We start from the raw sequence: 15,951 nt of genomic DNA on the forward strand, positions 1-15,951 counted from the left end.
AAAATTACACCTCAGCAAAATCACCAGAACGATAAAAGTGAGCTATTTTTTAGCCGTATAAACACGTAATGTAGATATTCAGTCAAAAAATTAGGTGAAAAATATGTTTCAGGCTACTCGCCGCCGTCTTGCAATTTGGTACACTGCTGTTACTGCTGTATTACTATTACTGTTTGCTAGCGGTGTTTATTTATACGTTCGCAGTACATTGATTGAGCGGATTGATGATACCCTTAATCATGTAGTAGAAATAGTGGAGCGTTGTCTTACAACTAGCCGTTGTGCGTCTACGTTGATATTTGAGCCAATTGATGCTGATGCAGATAAGTTTCGGATTAATGTAGAAGCCAGTCTTCGTGACAATACTGATACCGTAGAAGATGACCACATCGACCTAGAATGGTTTAGTCCTACTGGTAAATTACTTTGGTCAACGCTATCTGAACCCCTAAATATTCCCATTCGTGCTAACCGTACTGGTGAAACTGTGCGTGTATTCAAGGGAGGGAATGAAAATTCCAAATTGTTAACTTCCCACTCCCCACTCTTATTACGACAAGTCACACAACGGGTGGAAGTGAGACGGCAAGTATTAGGATATCTGCGTGTTAGTCATCCCTGGTTTGAAGTCACTAAACCCAGTCGTCAGTTAATTTTTGATTTGGCGCTAGGTATTGGGTTAATGGTGCTTTCGGTAGGTGCAAGTGGTTGGTTTCTTTCGGGTAAAGCGATGGAACCTGTCGGCGAGTCTTATCAACGCCTCAAACAATTTACTGCTGATGCTTCCCACGAACTTAGAAGTCCTATTACTTTGATTCAAACTAATGTGCAAGTTGCTCTTGCTGACTTGGATTTAGCAGAGATAGAAACGACTACTTCTTTGCTGTATCGGCAACAGTTAAAGGTGGTGGAACGGTTAACGCAGCGTTTGGGTAAGCTAGTCAATGACTTACTCTTCCTAGCACGGCAGGATAGTGGTATTAGCAAAGATACTTTTTCACCTTCTCCGCTGGATGCTTTGCTGATGGAGGTGGTTGAAGAACAACAATTGTTAGTCCCTGAAAAAGAAATCGCCCTTTCTCTAGACTTAGTTGATCCTCCTGCCTCTGAAACTAGTCCAGAATTACTGGAAAATTGGTTTACCCTTGTGGGCAATTGGGATCAATTGGTGCGGCTGTTCACAAATTTAATTGCTAACGCCTTGCATTACACTCCAGCAGGTGGACGGGTGAAAGTGGAATTGGCGCGGATAGAAGGAATAAATCGCGTTTCTGGACTACGTAATACTAGTGCCCAGTTGCAAGTTAAGGTGAGTGATACCGGAGTTGGAATTCCAGCGGAAGCACTACCACGGTTATTTGACCGTTTTTATCGAGTAGATCCGGCACGTACTCATCGGACTGGGAATACAGCTACAGCTAGCGCTACTGGTTCAGGATTGGGATTAGCGATCGCTCAAGCTATTGTCGAACATCACCAGGGTCATATTCAAGTTGAAAGTACCCAAGGTATTGGCACTACCTTTACTATCACTTTACCAATAACTCTTGAGTCTTAATTTGATCAGAAATTTCTGTTTCCTGTGATAGATGTAGAAAAGTAAATAAATTTAATACTGTACATAAAACAGTTGCAAAATTTAGCCATTTATTTAATTGCTACAGTTTGATATTTCTACTCTTCTTTATTTGCTGGCGTAGTTATACATACTGCTACTTTATTTTGGCAAATATGCATCTATGAAGAATACTTTAGGGGTTTAAATGGCAACTTCTTCCAGCGATATAAAAGAAAAAGATATACCATTTTTGGAAAAAGTCAAGGCTGAAAGTGGTTTGCCAGACATTTACGATGCTAGGGACATCACCGAAGTAGTATTTCGGGTGATGCGCGATCTGATGACTACAGAAGCAGCTGATCGAGTTGAAGGTGAACTGCAAAAACCGGCCGAAATAACCGATGATAAATCGCTGCAAATTGATATTTCAGACCTGTGGCACGATACAAATCCAATTGTCGGATTTTTAAGTCGGGTACGTCCACCTTGGCAAGGCCCTGGTATCTTTAAAATTAATAGCGATCGCTTCTTATTTAGAGTGGCAAATGAAGGGGGAATGCCACCCAATGTAGAACGCGAGCAGGTAGTTAAGGCAGTGTTTTCTGCTACTAAAGACGAATTATCGTCAGAACGAATTCAGGAAATTGCTAGCTGGCTGCCTGATAAAGTTCGCCAGATTTGGGAAGAAGCTTAAAGCTATTAAACTATTATAGCTAAAATTCTTGGATATGAGTTATGAATTGTTTTAAATTCATAACTCCTTATTTTTTGGTTACTTGCATAATTTCTCACTAATGATTGAGAATTTTCACTCTTATGAATGAAAAATTATATCGAAGCTTAGATAATTTTCATGTCTACAGTTAGATACAAAAAATAGAATCACTTATTAGAATGATCTTGAACACGAACACAAAGACAGCTTAAATATAATAATTTAAGTATGCTGTTTGGCAAATATTAAAAAAGATAATTTGGATGTTTTTCTAGGAGTCAATGATGAATATGAAGTCTCAAAATTTTCGCAAGTCCGCTGAGTTATTTGGTGCTATTTGTGGAGGATTACTGATGAGTCTGCCAGCAATTCCTCAAGTATTAGCACAAGAATCTATTCCCAAAATTAACCCTTGTCCTCGTATTTTTTACGAAGAACCACACAATAATCAGGTTGTAGTACCACAGGGATGTCCTCCCAACGCGCTAACAGAAAGACTAGCCGCTCAAGGGCTTCTTCGTGTGCCTGCTACCTCATCACAAGAGCAAACAAGATTGGGTGTGGGCACTCCAGAACCAGGTGTCAGGCTACCACGCCCAAACCCTGGCGATCAAACTCAACAGCTTTCACCAGGGGCGATTTCTACCGATCAACAACTACAACCACGACAAACCCCTAGTGCGACGATCGCACTCACTAATGGTATGGTTAATGTCAGGTTGGTAAATGAGACTGCGGCTAATGTAACTTTCCAAGTGATTGGCGATACAGCACCGCGATCGCTACAAGGTAAGTCAGATGTAACGCTGCAAAATCTTAAAGCACCAGTAACAGTGACATTTGAACGAGAAGATGGCGGACAGTTAATAGTGACTCCACAAGGTTCTTCAGAACCAGGAAGCTTGGAAGTGACATTTAAGGAAGCCACCAATGCCACACAGGGTAGAAGTGCGATGAGAATTGAACGAAACGGCTCAGTGTTCTTGAATTAGTAGGAGCAATGCGTAGGTTAAATTACGCAAAAAAGTAGGGGCAATTCATGTAGACGCGGAGCGGCTTCCCGCAACGTGAGTTCGATGAACCTCTCCCTCCCAACCTCCCTCTCCGAAACGGAAAGGGAGGAGCAACGAAAAATTAAGCTTTTTGCTCCCCTCTCCGTGTCGGAGAGGGGCTGGGGGAGAGGTCAAATAAGACTTGTCGAACTCACGTACCGCAGGGTATTGCCCTTACTTCCAACGATGCAAAAGATTTCCGGTGTCGTACCGCTATTTCTGCTGAAGCATTTTAGTTAGCTGATCCTGCAATTGTACTTCTTGCCTGCTGTCTTCCAATGTCCGTGCCAGTGTAATCGCCCTTTCGTAAAAATTACGGGCAGTTAAGTAATTGCCTTGTTGCTTATACAACTGAGCATAAGATTCAAAAGATTTTAATTCTTCTCGCAAATTTTGCAATTCTTTAGCAAGTGCTAAACGTTGCTCTAGTAAGTCAAAGGCGCGTTCGTAACGTCCGACAGCAGTGTGAGCCGTAACTAAACCGTCAATTGCTCGTAATTCATTAGTGCGATCGCGGTTAGTTTTAGCTATCCGCATTGCTTCACCATAAGTAGCAATAGTATCTTGATAATTTCCCGATGCTAAATAGGCATCACCTAAATTATTCAGGGTATTTGCTTCACCGATGGCATCACCAGTTTGACGGCGGAAAGTTAAAGCATTTTCGTAAAGCTTAATCGCCTTGTTGTAATCTCCCAACCTGGCAGTTACCAAACCCAAATTACTCAAAGATAGTCCTTCACCTTCAATATTTTTCACACTATGAGCAATTGCGAGTGCATCTTCAACTGTTTTACCAGCAGTAGCAGATTCGCCTTGTTGCAGCAGAAATGTACCGATATTATTCAGCGCAAAAATTTGAGCCTGGAAGTCTTTAGTATCACGAGCGATCGCTAATCCTCTTCTTAAAGCATCTTCAGCCTCTTTTGAACTACCAAGCTGGATATAAGCCTTGGCAAGCAAATTGTACGTCAGACCTTGTGCTTTCAGATCGCCAATTGAGTGATATAGTTCTAGTGCCCGCAAACAAGAAGCAACTGTTTTGTCGGCATATCCTGAAGTGTATTGTTGTTTACCGATACGTAGCAAACTATCTGCTTCATCTCTTGATTGTCGCCCAACAGAACTATTTAAAGGTCGATGGAGTTGTTGCGTAATATCAACCACACTCGCAGCTACAGGACTCAGCAAAAAAGTAAACAGTAAAAAGCTGTGTAAAAGTACCTGGGGACGAGAAACAGTATCTACACAAATTAAGCCTACCTTTTGCCAGGAAAATACAAGCTGTTGTTTCATAAAAATTGCCCGTAAATTTCGGGTTTAAGTAGAAGGTCTAAGAAGAAGTTTTAAGTTTTTAAATTGAAGACATTCAGTATACGCATTTATACTTAAGCTATGATTAAGCGAAATCTTCCCCAAAGTAGATAGCGCGGATATCTGCGGGTAATTTGTCCTCTAGCATACGATAGCCTTCCTGAAGAAAATTGGCTACAACACTAGGAGCGATCGCTTCTCCTTCGGCTTGGAGATAGGCAGCGATTCTAGTTTCGCTCCAGTGGAAAGTTTGAGACATTAACACGATTAATCGTAAAATAGGTGGTAGTTGGTCTAACGCCTGTTCTACATAGCACCATAGCGGTGGCGAAGTCGCTTGCAGAGAATAATGAATTGCTTCTGTGGGTGGTAATTTAATCTCGTTAATACAGAAAGCTGTCATATTAATTAACCAATTTTGCATGGTTAAGGCTTCCTCGCCAGATTCAGAGTCAGTTAATTTGAGTCCACCGAGTTCGTAATAGATATGTCGCCAGGTGAGGGCAAACAGATAATCTGCTTGCACAGGCGATCGCGCCGAATGCCGAATTAAGGTATAGACTATGGGACTATAGCGACAAAAAATTACCGTAAAGTACTTTCCGGCATCTGGATAGCGCTGAAACAGAGTCAGTAGTTCATGGTCACTGTGATGGAATAGCGACTTCACTAGCGGGTGATTAGCTTCCGTAAAATGAGGAATTTGCATGAGCCTTGCGATTGATAATTGTTAAAATAGTTTTGGGAATTGCACTCCCCTAGTTAATCGCATAATATCTTGGTGTCGTTCAGTTTTTAGATGAGACTCAGACTACTTGAGTATTGATAAACTAGAAACAAGGACTTAATTTTAGTCTTAATTGACAGTCATAAAATCAACTACCTTATAGAATCCTTATTTGTTCATGGTTATAGCAGCTAGTGTGATATCGTTCCTGGTCAGTCCCCTTACTTTAGGCTCCTTTCTGCCTTCCCTGCCCTTGGATAGCCTATTTTCCACCCAAGGCATTATGGTAATGCTGCTAGCAGCTTACGCTGGAGCCATGTGGATGTTTCTCACCAGTGCGCCAAAAGTACATACTGTAATGGTGTCAGATTTGGAAATTGCCCGACAGTTGTATGAAGGGCTGCTAGATTTACCGGCAGCTGAAGTGCCATTGCACTACTACTACAACTACGAACAAACTATAGGCGCAACTGGCATTGATCCGCTATATATGTCTACTGGGCCGAGCTTGTCTGGTAAAATGATGAATAACGCCAACGATGGGCTGTGGTATCAATTGAAGAAAAACACCCAGCTACACGTTATTACTGGCGCAAGCTTAGGTAGCAAAAACCAGCAACGCCACGTTTGTTTTGACCACGACTGCCTGGAAATGATTTTAATGCGAGTCGAAACGCGCGGTTTGAAATTGAAGATTCGTAACCAGAAACCCCTGAACTTTTTAGTCAAGGACTATGAAGGGCGGGTTATAGAGGTGGCTGAGGTAGCGAATTAGTTCTGAGATTTTAGATTATTTGAGGTTGGGTTTGGCGTAGCTTGCCGCCGTAGGCATCGCTCCACCCAATCTTTTTTTATATAACAGGTCACTCAATTTTAGATTTTAGATTGACCTTAAATTCTGAATTCCTACCAAATCTAAATCAGGTTGATGAGCAAAACTAGTAGTACTCTCACCGATCACCTGTAACATTGTTATCACCGTAACCCGTTGCAAATAAAAGCAGCCCAGAAATGAGGATCTGAAAAAGGAAATTGCTGAGTAGAGTTTTCAATTTCTTTAATTCGTCTGTTCAATTTAGTATACATATTATATTCAAGCTTCCATTGTTGATATTCGATAGAATCTGAAGGATATTTTTTTCTATTTACTATCAGTGCTTTTTCCCTTACTTCTACTTCCTGAAATATTTTATTTAGGTCTACTTTTGTAAATTCTCGTAGCTGAATTTGCGCTTTATGTAATGCTTCAGGACGGTTTCTACCTTCTTGTCGCTGCTGATAATAAAAGATGGAAAATAATGCTGTGGCTAAATCATTGACTGACCATAAAGTACTAACAACGCTTCTAGCACCAGCACATAAAAAGCCTGTGGAGAGAGTAAGAATATCGTCAGTTAAGGAAGGAGTACCCAAATTAGTTTCGCAGCAAGACAGAAACACTTCTACAAGTTGAGGTAAACGCCAGCTTGGTGTCATCAACTGCCCCAAGGTGATGCTACCATCAGCTAATTTTAACTGTGATTCTAAAGGATTATCGAGGCGAGATTGGGCATGGTGGCAGGAATGAAGTACTTGCACTTTTTGTGCTAATTGTCGATAGTTTTTGGAGGTAGCTTGACTACTGCCAATTAATCTATTTTCTGGTGGAATGTTATACATTTTGGCGAGTTGTTCGCCTTCAAATCTTGCACAGGGAAGGTTATCTTCCGCATCTTCCACAGTTCCATATTGTAGAGATATTTCATTAAATGTCCCTACAATATCACGTTGTTGACAAAATTCTAAAATTTGGCAGCTTGGGGTATAACGAATGAGAAATTTATCTCCTAAATATTCCTGATATTCTCCTGTAGGCAAAGCAGCAAAGGGAATCTGATGTAGTAACAGGTGAGGGACTAAAATTAATTCTTCTATTCCTTGAAGATGTTTCGATATGAGTTCAGATATTTGCAGGCGTTCAGCTAATTCGCGGAGAATACTATTAATTTGAGTTTCCCATTTTTTGGGTTCATCCCTATAAGGCAATAACCAATTCTGCTCAATCCATCCTTGCAATGTATTTAAGCCTTGTCCTGTGCAGGTGTGGAGAGTAATCTGGTTTTGCTGGACGACAAAAATATAGGTGTCGCTGTTGGTAGTGTAGAAACTGAGGATAGCTGTATTGGGTTGGTCAATTAGCTTTTGAATTTCTGACAAGCTGAGGGGGTTAACTTGAATTTCGTCAGCTAATACGGGATCTTCGCGTCTGAGATTTTCCCAAACTTGTTGTTTTTGGGCTTCTAGAGTGGCGATCGCTTCATTATAAGCTTCCCAAGCAGCGCGTGTTTCACTACGGTTATTTTCAGATTTATGGCTTTGGCGTTCTTGGTCAATTTGCCGTTGCAGTTCTTCATACTGCTGCAATAATTCTTGAACTTTTGGGGGAATTTCTTCGCCTTGAGACAGGTTGTAGCTTGCCATTAAATCTACCAGGCGTTTGGAACGCGATCGCTCTGAATATTCAAAAGCTTTTTCTATTTGTCCAGCGTTGATGCAAGCTTGCACCATTTTTTGATAAACATCAATAGCTTCTTCTAAAATCTCTTGACGGCGTGATTCAGATTTTGCCCAGGTACGACTGATTTCGACTGCTTCAATGGCTAGACTATATCCTTCGATAGCTTCTAACCAACGCTTTGCATTTGTAGCAATTTCACCTAGTTGGTTAGAAGCTGTTAAGCACTGTGAAGGAAAGGCTGTAGCTGTAAAGATTTCTAGGGCAAACCGACAACAAGCGATCGCTTTATCAATCTTTCCTAAATGTGTGTAGGCAATGGCCAGATTACTTTGGTTTTTTGCCCAATATTCGGGAAAACTATCACGGGTAAAAACTTGGAAGGCTGCTTCATAATATTTTATTGCTCTATCCAAATTTTCTGCTTTGTTACCTATTAACCTTTGGCTGTAAACAATACCCAAATTTTTTTGAGCCATTGCCCAATCCATAGGAAACGTCTCTTGACTGTAGATTTGCAAAGCTGATTCAAAAGCTGCGATCGCTCTTTCCTGATTTTCCCGATAGTAGATGTATGGTGGCTTTAAATATGCTATTCCCAAATTGTTTTGGGTCATAGCCCATTCACTAGGAAATGTCTCTTTTGTATAAACCTGCAAAGCATCTGTGTAAGTTTTAATAGTTATTTCCAAATTGAAAATTTGGTTTACTTCAATTTTTTCACGGTAGGCGTTTGCTAGATTCATTGTTGTCTGCGCCCAATCATCAGGTAAAGCCTCACGGGTGCGGACTTCCAAGGCTGCTTGAAAGTAAGCGATCGCCTTTTCTAAATTTTCTGCGCGATCGCCTCGAATTCGTTCAATCAACACAGAACCTAGAGTGTTTAGACTATTAGCCCATGATTGAGGAAAAGCCTCTTTTGTGTTAACTTCCAAAGCTGAACTAAGATACACTAAAGCTATGTCTAAATTTTCTGCTTTATCACCCTTAACTCTTTGAAAATAACTTTCTCCCAAATTATGTTGTAGTTTTGCCCAGTCTTTAGGAAATAATTCGCGTGTGTGAATTTGTAAAGCCGCCTTTAAAAAGCTAATTGCCTGTTCTAAGTTATCAGCTTTCTCTCCATAAATACGCTCAAAGTAAGCTCGCGCCAAATTATTTTTGATTGTTGCCCACATTTCGGGCATATCTTCACGCTTGATTAGTTTTAAAGCTTCATGGCAAGATGATATCGCTTTTTCTATATTTTCGTGTTTATATCCGTGTATCCGGCGACTATAGACTACAGCAAGATTGCATTGTATTTGTGCCCATATATTTTTTGCTAAAGGCACTTTCTGATTAATTATAAAGTCAGCACTAATTTCGTAAATAATAACAGCTATTTCTAAATTTACTGCTTTATTACCAAGTGGAAACTTATAAATAATATCGCTAAAACAGCAAGCTGTTAATGCTATACTTATTGCATTTTTTAAATTTAATTTACACAAATTATGTGGCATCCATTCTTGAAGCCATTTAATAAATTCATAATTTAATTTATCTAAATTTGCTTCTAAAAATGGGTATACCAAATCAGGTCTATGAGCGTTATGAAAGCTTGCTTGAGATACCTCTTTTAGAAAAAAATAAAACTCAGTGCTGCGGTTTTGTCTAGCTTCTTTTATTTTAGAATTCCTAAATCCCTTGTTCATATTTATTTAGATATTTTGGTCAAATATTTCTGATAATTTATCTAGCAATTCTTCAGCTAAATCCAACAACTCAATTTCATCAAATTCATCACTAGTTCCACAATTACTTTCTCCAACTGCCACACTACCCACTAATACATTTTTAACACCAAAAATCCGCTCTTCTTCTTTCGATAGTCTCAAACATCTTTCCAACTCAACAGCAATTCCTTGGAGCGATTTATCTTTTAGCTGCTTTCTTACTCTCACCGCTACTAAGTCATCACTTTGGAGGAAATTAGTCACTAATTCTACAAAACTTTGCTGCCTATTTTCGTCTTCTCCCCATGTTTCTAGCCAATCTCCATCAACATCATCACAATATAAATGGGCAGCTTCAAGCCCATACTTCATGATGTCATCCTGCACTTTTTGAGCCGCTTCTACAGCTTGTAAAAAGTTGTCTAATCTCTGTTGACGGTCAGATTGTTTTTCCTGAACCATAAGGACTCACTTTGTTAAGTAATAACGTAGCTATACAAATCCAGTAAATAAAACTGACCGACAACTATAAATTAAATTTTAAATAACTACCTCTACTGAGATTATCGCTGTTAGATAATAATATGTTGACTATCTGATTCACAAAATCAGTTGCACGGGGATTGTAACTTAAAAATAATCCTCTATCTATTGCCCAAAAAATTAGTGTATTTTCCCAATCATCAAACTTTTCTTGAGAAAATTCTTCTGAGACGCTAGTGAGTTGAATACATAGTGGACTCTCTTGCGTACTGCTAACAATTATATCAGTTGCCATAGACAGGTCTGCAACATAGCGTAGTACAGTTGTCCCACCAGAACTTTTAATATTATTAGCAATAGAGCCAATTAATTTGGCATCGTCCTGATTGAACTCCCCCGCCATCAGTTTTCGTCTCCAGATATAAAATTTAGGGTCGTTTTCACTCAACCATTTAGGAAACAAGTAGCCATACCAATATTTTAAAGTTGGATTCAGTACTCTTAACGCTGATTGCTGCTCTTCTTCAGATGGTAATGATTTAAGTCTCAGCCAAACTTCAGCATCTTGGAGCATTTGTTGCAAAAACAGAATGACAAATCTTTTCGCAGTCAGCGAACCCGGTTTGACATCTTTCACCCAGCGATTGATCTCTTCTAACCTTTTCGCTAAACCAGGATCTATGACAGATGCTTTTTCTATTAGTAATCTTAATTGTGTTTTAATTTCTTTGGCTTGCAAATAATGATAAACCTCAAATCTGAAGTAGGTTGCCAAAATTTTAAAATTATTTTATCAGTCTAAATGATAAATGGAAAACTCTCTATCTTTAGATTAGAGATGTTGCACCAAGGTAGACTGTAGTCTGTATCATCCTAAATATCTGCCAACTTTTCTAGCAATTCTTCAGCTAAATCTAACAACTCAATTTCATCAACTTCATTACTACTTCCACGATTACTTTCTCCACACGCCACATTAGCAGCCAAAACACTTTTCACAGCAAAAATCTTATCTTCTTCAGATAGACTCAAACATTTTTCCAACTCTACAGCAACTTCTTGGATTGTCCTTGAACCTAACCGCGCTCTTACTTTCACAGCTACCAAATCGTCACTTTCAAGTAGTTTTACCAAAGCTGTTTTCAGTCCATCATCCTCGCCAGAAAACTTCTCAACAGCGACACGCACATATTCCCGGACGCTCATGTTTGCCGCCAATGCTTTTTGGAAAACTACATCTGGTACATCTACCAGCAAAACACCTTCGTTATCACTAGCTTGATATAAGTCATCTCCTTGTTTGACGGCTACCAGTAAATCTGCACCCAAGGTATGTAAATAGTGCAACACAGATTCCAACTCATGTTCCTTTAACGCCGACTCCAACTTGGACACAGCCGCTTGCTTTACTCCCAGTTTTTGGGCTAGCTGTGCCTGAGTCAATCCTGCTTTATTACGTATTTCCCGCATAGCATCGGTAAGATATAAGCGCAGATACTCTAACTTTCCCGCCAAAATCACTTCTGGCTCGTCGCTTACCTTCTCCTGCAACCAAGCTTGAAAATTAGGTTTTTTCATCAATTTTCCCTCTGCTGCAATTCACGTAATCTTACTCTTGCAGGCTCTTTGTCTCTCTCTTTGATAGCGTTGTCGTATTTCTTCATAAAGGCGTGCAGCACTACAAACCGTTGAGGAGTCGCAGCCGTTAATATAAACCTTGGATTATGTTCGCTCTTAGTCATGCGTAACTCATACAGGTCATCTTCGAGTTTCTCAAAGATGCCACTGGTGAGTGATGCGAGTCCTTTATTACACAGGTAGCCCAGGTTAACTTGCAAACGCCTGGTTTCGGAAAGACTCAGTAATGGCTTTGGTGGATTTTCTGGTTGCTCCTGTTCAGGAATCATCCTAATGAAAAAAGCAAGCAAATCTTTGGGGATTTCCCCATTGACATCTTGATAAAGTTCCCAAGTCCAATTCACTTCCTACCTCAGAGTATAATATTCCTTATAAGGAATGTCAATCCTATTATTCCTTACAAGGAATATCATATAGATTACGGGAGTGCAACTAAAATGTTCCATTTCCACCCAGGCTAAAATTAGGTAAATCCCCTAACAAAGATGATTTATGAACCAGCCGATATCTGAGAGAGTGCGCTGGACTACCGCCGATTTAGAGTTGTTTCCAGATAACGGGAATCGCTATGAAATTATTGACGGTGAATTGTTTGTGACTAAAGCGCCTCACTGGAATCATCAAAAAACTTGTGTCAGAATTATGACTCCATTGGATATTTGGTCACAAGCTACTTCTTTGGGACAGGTTGTACCTGCTCCAGGAATAATTTTTGGCGACAATGATAATGTTATTCCCGATGTTGTCTGGGCTAGCAATGAGAGATTGCCTTTACTTTTAGACGAGGCAGGACATTTGACAGGTGCGCCAGAATTGGTTGTAGAGGTGCTATCTGCTGGTAGTGAAAACGAAAAGCGGGACAGAGAACTAAAACTTAAGCTCTACTCATCACGAGGTGTCAGAGAATATTGGATTGTAGATTGGCGCAAGCAACAAGTGGAAGTATATCGACGCGAACAAGCGAGTTTAAAGTTAGCTGCTACGTTATTCAATGGTGATGAATTGAGTTCACCCATATTACCTGATTTTACTTGTGCGATCGCACAATTATTTAATTAATAAAAATTACGAATTACGAATTAGTTAACTGTGCTGTAAAAACTCAACTTTGGGCAATAACGGGTCAGTCACAATACCCACACCGCTAAAACCCCAGCGTTTGAGCAAGTTTCCCAACTGTGTACGCGCAATAGATTCTACTGCAAAGCGATTTGCCACTTCTGCTGCATGGGTGTTGAGATAGCTAAGGGCGTCAAAGTTTTCCTGAAACAGCAATAAATAACCCGACGTTTCGGCATCAGGACGAGCTATAAGATAATTACCGTCAGTTTTTGAGCGCACCAAGTAATAGACTTCGGACTGCATGGAGATGAGCTTCGTTTAGGAAGAAAAAAGTCCTTCAAATAAAAAAACATAGAGGAATATCGAACATCTTTAATTTCCGATTATCCCTCATTGCTTTAATATCAACAATGTAAAATAAATATTTATCCAAATTTGCCACTGACGTAATCTCTGGTTTCTTCTTGCTTAGGATTGTTGAAAATTAATTCTGTTGCGTCATACTCTACCATATAGCCGCTACGGGTTCCTTTCTCTGAAGTCCGAACATTAAAAAAGGCTGTCTTATCAGAAACACGCGCTGCTTGCTGCATGTTATGAGTGACGATAACAATAGTATATTGCTCTTTAAGTTCGTGAATCAGTTCTTCAACACGCAAGGTGGAAATGGGGTCAAGAGCCGAGCAAGGCTCATCCATCAGTATAATTTCAGGTTGGACTGCGATCGCACGAGCAATACATAATCGCTGTTGTTGTCCGCCGGATAAAGACGAGCCACTTTGATGTAGTTTATCCTTGACTTCATCCCACAAAGCTGCTTTTCTGAGACTGCTTTCTACTAATTCATCGAAATCACCTTTGTAGCCATTGATTTTAGCTCCAAAAGTAATATTGTCATGAATTGATTTGGGAAATGGGTTTGGTCTTTGAAACACCATCCCAATTCTTCGACGCACTTCTACAGGGTCGATATCGGGTGCATACAAATTTTTATCGTAAAAAAGTATCTTACCTTCTGCCCGAAATGACTCAATCAAGTCATTGAGGCGGTTATAGCATCGCAACAATGTACTTTTACCACAACCAGAAGGGCCGATAAAAGCTGTCACCTGATTTTTTGGTATATCTAGCCAAATATTCTGTAAGGCTAAAAACTTGCCGTAGTAAATATTGAGATTTTCAGCCCGTAAAACGGTTTCAGTGTCATTCACTGTCCTAGTGTTGGTAGCCATAAATTAAATTTAGTGTTGGTTTTAGCGATGGGGATTTGCACTGTGGATGGTTGTTGACTAAGCTTTTTGACGAGTTGCCCAGCGAGCGATGATACTTGTGATTAGAACCATCAATACCAAAATCAAAGATGCTGCCCAAGCTAAAGATTGCCAATTTTTAAACGGAGAAATAGCATATTTGTAAACCAAGACAGCCAGAGAAGCTGTTGGTTGAAATAAACCATCTGGCCAGAAGTTAGAAAATAAAGCAGTAAATAGCAATGGTGCGGTTTCTCCAGATGCTCTGGCGATCGCTAGCGTTGCCCCAGTTACAATAGCTGGTAAGGCTGCTGGTAAAACTACCTGACTTACCGTTTGAAAGTTAGTCGCTCCTAACCCTACAGAAGCTTGTCGCAAATCTTGCGATACTAACTGTAACGCTTCATCAGTTGTTCTTAGAATAATGGGCAACATCAAAATTGCCAGTGCAAACCCTCCACCAAGAGCTGAATACGATCCTAAGTTCAATTTTACCAGTGTTAAAACTACAATCCCATAAGCAAATACCCCAGCAATAATCGAGGGGACTCCACTCAGCACGTTAGCTGCAAAACGTACCCATCTAGCAACTTTCGCTGAACTAAATTCTGTGATGTAAATCGCCCCCAAAACTCCAAAGGGGATGCTAATCAAGGCAGCAATTCCTACCATTAGTAGTGTGCCTAAAATTGCATTACCAAAGCCTCCTCCCTTTTGTAGAGCTTTGGGTGGCAGTTCCACAAACACAGCCAGATTCAGACTGCTAAAGCCTTTAATAATCACGTAAGAGAGTACTGCTAGCAAAGGAACAAGTGCCAATGCTCCGCAGGTAAAAGCGATTACGGTCATCACTGTATTAAACAGTGTTCTTTGAGACGTGGCGGAGCGAGTTAAACTGCGCTCTGGAAAATTAGAAGTCATAATTTAACCAAAAACTAAGCTATATTCGCTTGACTCTCATAACGATCAACTCTGCCAGAATATTGACTACCAGTGTCAAGAAAAATAGAACTAAAGCCGCGTACATTAAAGCCGCAACTTGCAAACCACTAGCTTCTGAAAATTGATTTGCCAGTAGAGAAGAAATCGTATTGGCTGGCGCTAAAAGAGAGAGACTGATGTTGTTGGAGTTGCCAATTAACATCGTGACAGCCATTGTTTCTCCCATTGCCCGGCCGAGTCCCAGCATCACAGCACTAACGATGCCCGAAAAGGCTGCTGGGATGAGAACTTGCAAAATTGTTTCCCAGCGGGTTGCTCCCAGCCCTATAGAGGCTTGGCGCAAACTGGGAGGTACAGAAATCAAGGCATCGCGGGATAAAGCTGTGATAATAGGCAAAGTCATAATCGCTAAGATGACTCCCGCCGGTAACATTCCTGGTCCTGTAGGAGAAGTGCTAAAAAATGGCAGCCAGCCAAAGTAACCATTAAGCCATTTTCCCAAGTTGGTTAAGATTGGCACTAAGACAAAAATCCCCCACACGCCATAGACAACGCTGGGAATAGCTGCGAGTAGTTCTACTGCGAAAACCAGTACCAGCTTCACTTTTGCAGGTAAAAAATCTTCACTCAGGACAATCGCAGTACCAACCCCGATTGGTACTGCAATCAGCAGGCCAATAAAAGAACTCAAGAGAGTTCCGTAGATTTGAGGTAGCACCCCGTAGCTATCATTAACCGGGTTCCAAGTAGTGTTGACTAAAAAGCCAGCACCAAACTTTTGAATAGCAGGCCAAGAGCCAATTGCAACCTGCGACCCGATCCATAATAAAGTACCAGCAACCCCAAAGGCGAAAATTTTAGTTAGCCAAATAAAACCCCGATCTAGGGATTTTTCTGCGCCAGAGCGATTTTTCATCGCTGATGACAGATTTTGAGAATTTGTAGCCATGAATACCGACTTTCACAATTAAATCAGAGAAAAATATGGGAGGCAAGCA

The 15,951-nt window shown here is 40.4% G+C and carries 16 protein-coding genes; 5 read left to right on the plus strand and 11 right to left on the minus strand.

Features of this window, described 5'->3' with window-relative positions; translation table 11 throughout:
• Positions 1-103: 103 nt before the first annotated feature.
• The 3 genes from V7L07_RS22175 (at position 104) to V7L07_RS22185 (ending at position 3,265) form a co-directional block, all read left to right on the plus strand.
• Positions 104-1,558 carry a sensor histidine kinase gene (locus V7L07_RS22175; RefSeq protein WP_335061045.1) on the plus strand — a complete coding sequence of 485 codons (1,455 nt, stop codon included), beginning with the start codon at positions 104-106 and terminating at the stop codon, positions 1,556-1,558.
• A gap of 205 nt (positions 1,559-1,763) precedes the next feature.
• The gene (locus tag V7L07_RS22180; protein ID WP_335061046.1) at positions 1,764-2,252 is read left to right on the plus strand and encodes a DUF2267 domain-containing protein; all 489 of its coding nucleotides are present in this window, start codon (positions 1,764-1,766) and stop codon (positions 2,250-2,252) included.
• Between the two features lie 305 nt (positions 2,253-2,557).
• Positions 2,558-3,265: a hypothetical protein gene (locus V7L07_RS22185; RefSeq protein ID WP_335061047.1), complete on the plus strand. Its 708-nt coding sequence runs from the start codon at positions 2,558-2,560 to the stop codon at positions 3,263-3,265.
• A 273-nt stretch (positions 3,266-3,538) separates the two neighbouring features.
• Here V7L07_RS22185 and V7L07_RS22190 read toward each other — a convergent pair whose 3' ends face one another.
• Both V7L07_RS22190 and V7L07_RS22195 read right to left on the minus strand, forming a co-directional pair.
• Positions 3,539-4,621 (minus strand): tetratricopeptide repeat protein, encoded by a 1,083-nt coding sequence (locus tag V7L07_RS22190; RefSeq protein WP_335061048.1) that lies wholly within the window; start codon positions 4,619-4,621, stop codon positions 3,539-3,541.
• Positions 4,622-4,724: 103 nt separating this feature from the next.
• Entirely contained in the window at positions 4,725-5,348 is a 624-nt protein-coding gene (locus tag V7L07_RS22195; RefSeq protein ID WP_179066496.1) for a sigma-70 family RNA polymerase sigma factor, read from the minus strand.
• 196 nt (positions 5,349-5,544) lie between these two features.
• Between V7L07_RS22195 and V7L07_RS22200 the strand changes: the two genes are divergently transcribed.
• Positions 5,545-6,141, plus strand: a complete 597-nt coding sequence (locus V7L07_RS22200) for a glyoxalase-like domain protein (RefSeq protein ID WP_334765746.1) — start codon at positions 5,545-5,547, stop codon at positions 6,139-6,141.
• A 200-nt stretch (positions 6,142-6,341) separates the two neighbouring features.
• Here the strand turns inward: V7L07_RS22200 and V7L07_RS22205 are convergent, their stop codons facing one another.
• The 5 genes from V7L07_RS22205 to V7L07_RS22225 form a co-directional block, all read right to left on the minus strand.
• A complete protein-coding gene (locus tag V7L07_RS22205) occupies positions 6,342-9,557 on the minus strand; it encodes a CHAT domain-containing protein (RefSeq protein WP_335061049.1) in 3,216 nt (1,071 codons plus the stop codon).
• 6 nt (positions 9,558-9,563) lie between these two features.
• Positions 9,564-10,040, minus strand: a complete 477-nt coding sequence (locus tag V7L07_RS22210) for a hypothetical protein (protein WP_335061050.1) — start codon at positions 10,038-10,040, stop codon at positions 9,564-9,566.
• 64 nt (positions 10,041-10,104) lie between these two features.
• A complete protein-coding gene (locus V7L07_RS22215; protein WP_335061099.1) occupies positions 10,105-10,800 on the minus strand; it encodes a hypothetical protein in 696 nt (231 codons plus the stop codon).
• 134 nt (positions 10,801-10,934) lie between these two features.
• On the minus strand, positions 10,935-11,639 hold the full coding sequence (locus V7L07_RS22220; protein WP_335061051.1) for a helix-turn-helix domain-containing protein: 705 nt from the start codon (positions 11,637-11,639) through the stop codon (positions 10,935-10,937).
• A complete protein-coding gene (locus V7L07_RS22225) occupies positions 11,639-12,043 on the minus strand; it encodes a type II toxin-antitoxin system RelE/ParE family toxin (RefSeq protein ID WP_335061052.1) in 405 nt (134 codons plus the stop codon). The genes V7L07_RS22220 and V7L07_RS22225 overlap by 1 nt, the downstream gene beginning before the upstream one ends.
• Positions 12,044-12,191: 148 nt before the next feature.
• Between V7L07_RS22225 and V7L07_RS22230 the strand changes: the two genes are divergently transcribed.
• The gene (locus tag V7L07_RS22230) at positions 12,192-12,758 is read left to right on the plus strand and encodes a Uma2 family endonuclease (protein WP_335061053.1); all 567 of its coding nucleotides are present in this window, start codon (positions 12,192-12,194) and stop codon (positions 12,756-12,758) included.
• A gap of 24 nt (positions 12,759-12,782) precedes the next feature.
• On the opposite strand, the gene V7L07_RS22235 is transcribed toward V7L07_RS22230, so the two are convergent.
• The 4 genes from V7L07_RS22235 to pstC all read right to left on the minus strand — a co-directional run bounded on the left by V7L07_RS22235 (position 12,783) and on the right by pstC (position 15,902).
• Positions 12,783-13,064 carry a hypothetical protein gene (locus V7L07_RS22235; RefSeq protein WP_292841226.1) on the minus strand — a complete coding sequence of 94 codons (282 nt, stop codon included), beginning with the start codon at positions 13,062-13,064 and terminating at the stop codon, positions 12,783-12,785.
• A 122-nt stretch (positions 13,065-13,186) separates the two neighbouring features.
• The gene (pstB, locus tag V7L07_RS22240; protein ID WP_334698161.1) at positions 13,187-13,993 is read right to left on the minus strand and encodes a phosphate ABC transporter ATP-binding protein PstB; all 807 of its coding nucleotides are present in this window, start codon (positions 13,991-13,993) and stop codon (positions 13,187-13,189) included.
• 57 nt (positions 13,994-14,050) lie between these two features.
• Positions 14,051-14,932 carry a phosphate ABC transporter permease PstA gene (pstA, locus tag V7L07_RS22245; RefSeq protein ID WP_335061054.1) on the minus strand — a complete coding sequence of 294 codons (882 nt, stop codon included), beginning with the start codon at positions 14,930-14,932 and terminating at the stop codon, positions 14,051-14,053.
• 19 nt (positions 14,933-14,951) lie between these two features.
• Positions 14,952-15,902 carry a phosphate ABC transporter permease subunit PstC gene (gene pstC / locus V7L07_RS22250; RefSeq protein WP_335061055.1) on the minus strand — a complete coding sequence of 317 codons (951 nt, stop codon included), beginning with the start codon at positions 15,900-15,902 and terminating at the stop codon, positions 14,952-14,954.
• Positions 15,903-15,951 lie beyond the last annotated feature (49 nt).

This window comes from Nostoc sp., from assembly GCF_036916985.1.
In the GTDB taxonomy this organism is placed as follows: Bacteria; Cyanobacteriota; Cyanobacteriia; order Cyanobacteriales; family Nostocaceae; genus Nostoc.

Coding starts and splice junctions, on each gene's coding strand:
- V7L07_RS22175 (WP_335061045.1), top strand. CDS start 104: ATGTTTCAGGCTACTCGCCGCCGTCTTGCAATTTGGTACACTGCTGTT.
- V7L07_RS22180 (WP_335061046.1), top strand. CDS start 1,764: ATGGCAACTTCTTCCAGCGATATAAAAGAAAAAGATATACCATTTTTG.
- V7L07_RS22185 (WP_335061047.1), top strand. CDS start 2,558: ATGAATATGAAGTCTCAAAATTTTCGCAAGTCCGCTGAGTTATTTGGT.
- V7L07_RS22190 (WP_335061048.1), bottom strand. CDS start 4,621: ATGAAACAACAGCTTGTATTTTCCTGGCAAAAGGTAGGCTTAATTTGT.
- V7L07_RS22195 (WP_179066496.1), bottom strand. CDS start 5,348: ATGCAAATTCCTCATTTTACGGAAGCTAATCACCCGCTAGTGAAGTCG.
- V7L07_RS22200 (WP_334765746.1), top strand. CDS start 5,545: ATGGTTATAGCAGCTAGTGTGATATCGTTCCTGGTCAGTCCCCTTACT.
- V7L07_RS22205 (WP_335061049.1), bottom strand. CDS start 9,557: ATGAACAAGGGATTTAGGAATTCTAAAATAAAAGAAGCTAGACAAAAC.
- V7L07_RS22210 (WP_335061050.1), bottom strand. CDS start 10,040: ATGGTTCAGGAAAAACAATCTGACCGTCAACAGAGATTAGACAACTTT.
- V7L07_RS22220 (WP_335061051.1), bottom strand. CDS start 11,639: ATGAAAAAACCTAATTTTCAAGCTTGGTTGCAGGAGAAGGTAAGCGAC.
- V7L07_RS22230 (WP_335061053.1), top strand. CDS start 12,192: ATGAACCAGCCGATATCTGAGAGAGTGCGCTGGACTACCGCCGATTTA.
- V7L07_RS22235 (WP_292841226.1), bottom strand. CDS start 13,064: ATGCAGTCCGAAGTCTATTACTTGGTGCGCTCAAAAACTGACGGTAAT.
- pstB (WP_334698161.1), bottom strand. CDS start 13,993: ATGGCTACCAACACTAGGACAGTGAATGACACTGAAACCGTTTTACGG.
- pstA (WP_335061054.1), bottom strand. CDS start 14,932: ATGACTTCTAATTTTCCAGAGCGCAGTTTAACTCGCTCCGCCACGTCT.
- pstC (WP_335061055.1), bottom strand. CDS start 15,902: ATGGCTACAAATTCTCAAAATCTGTCATCAGCGATGAAAAATCGCTCT.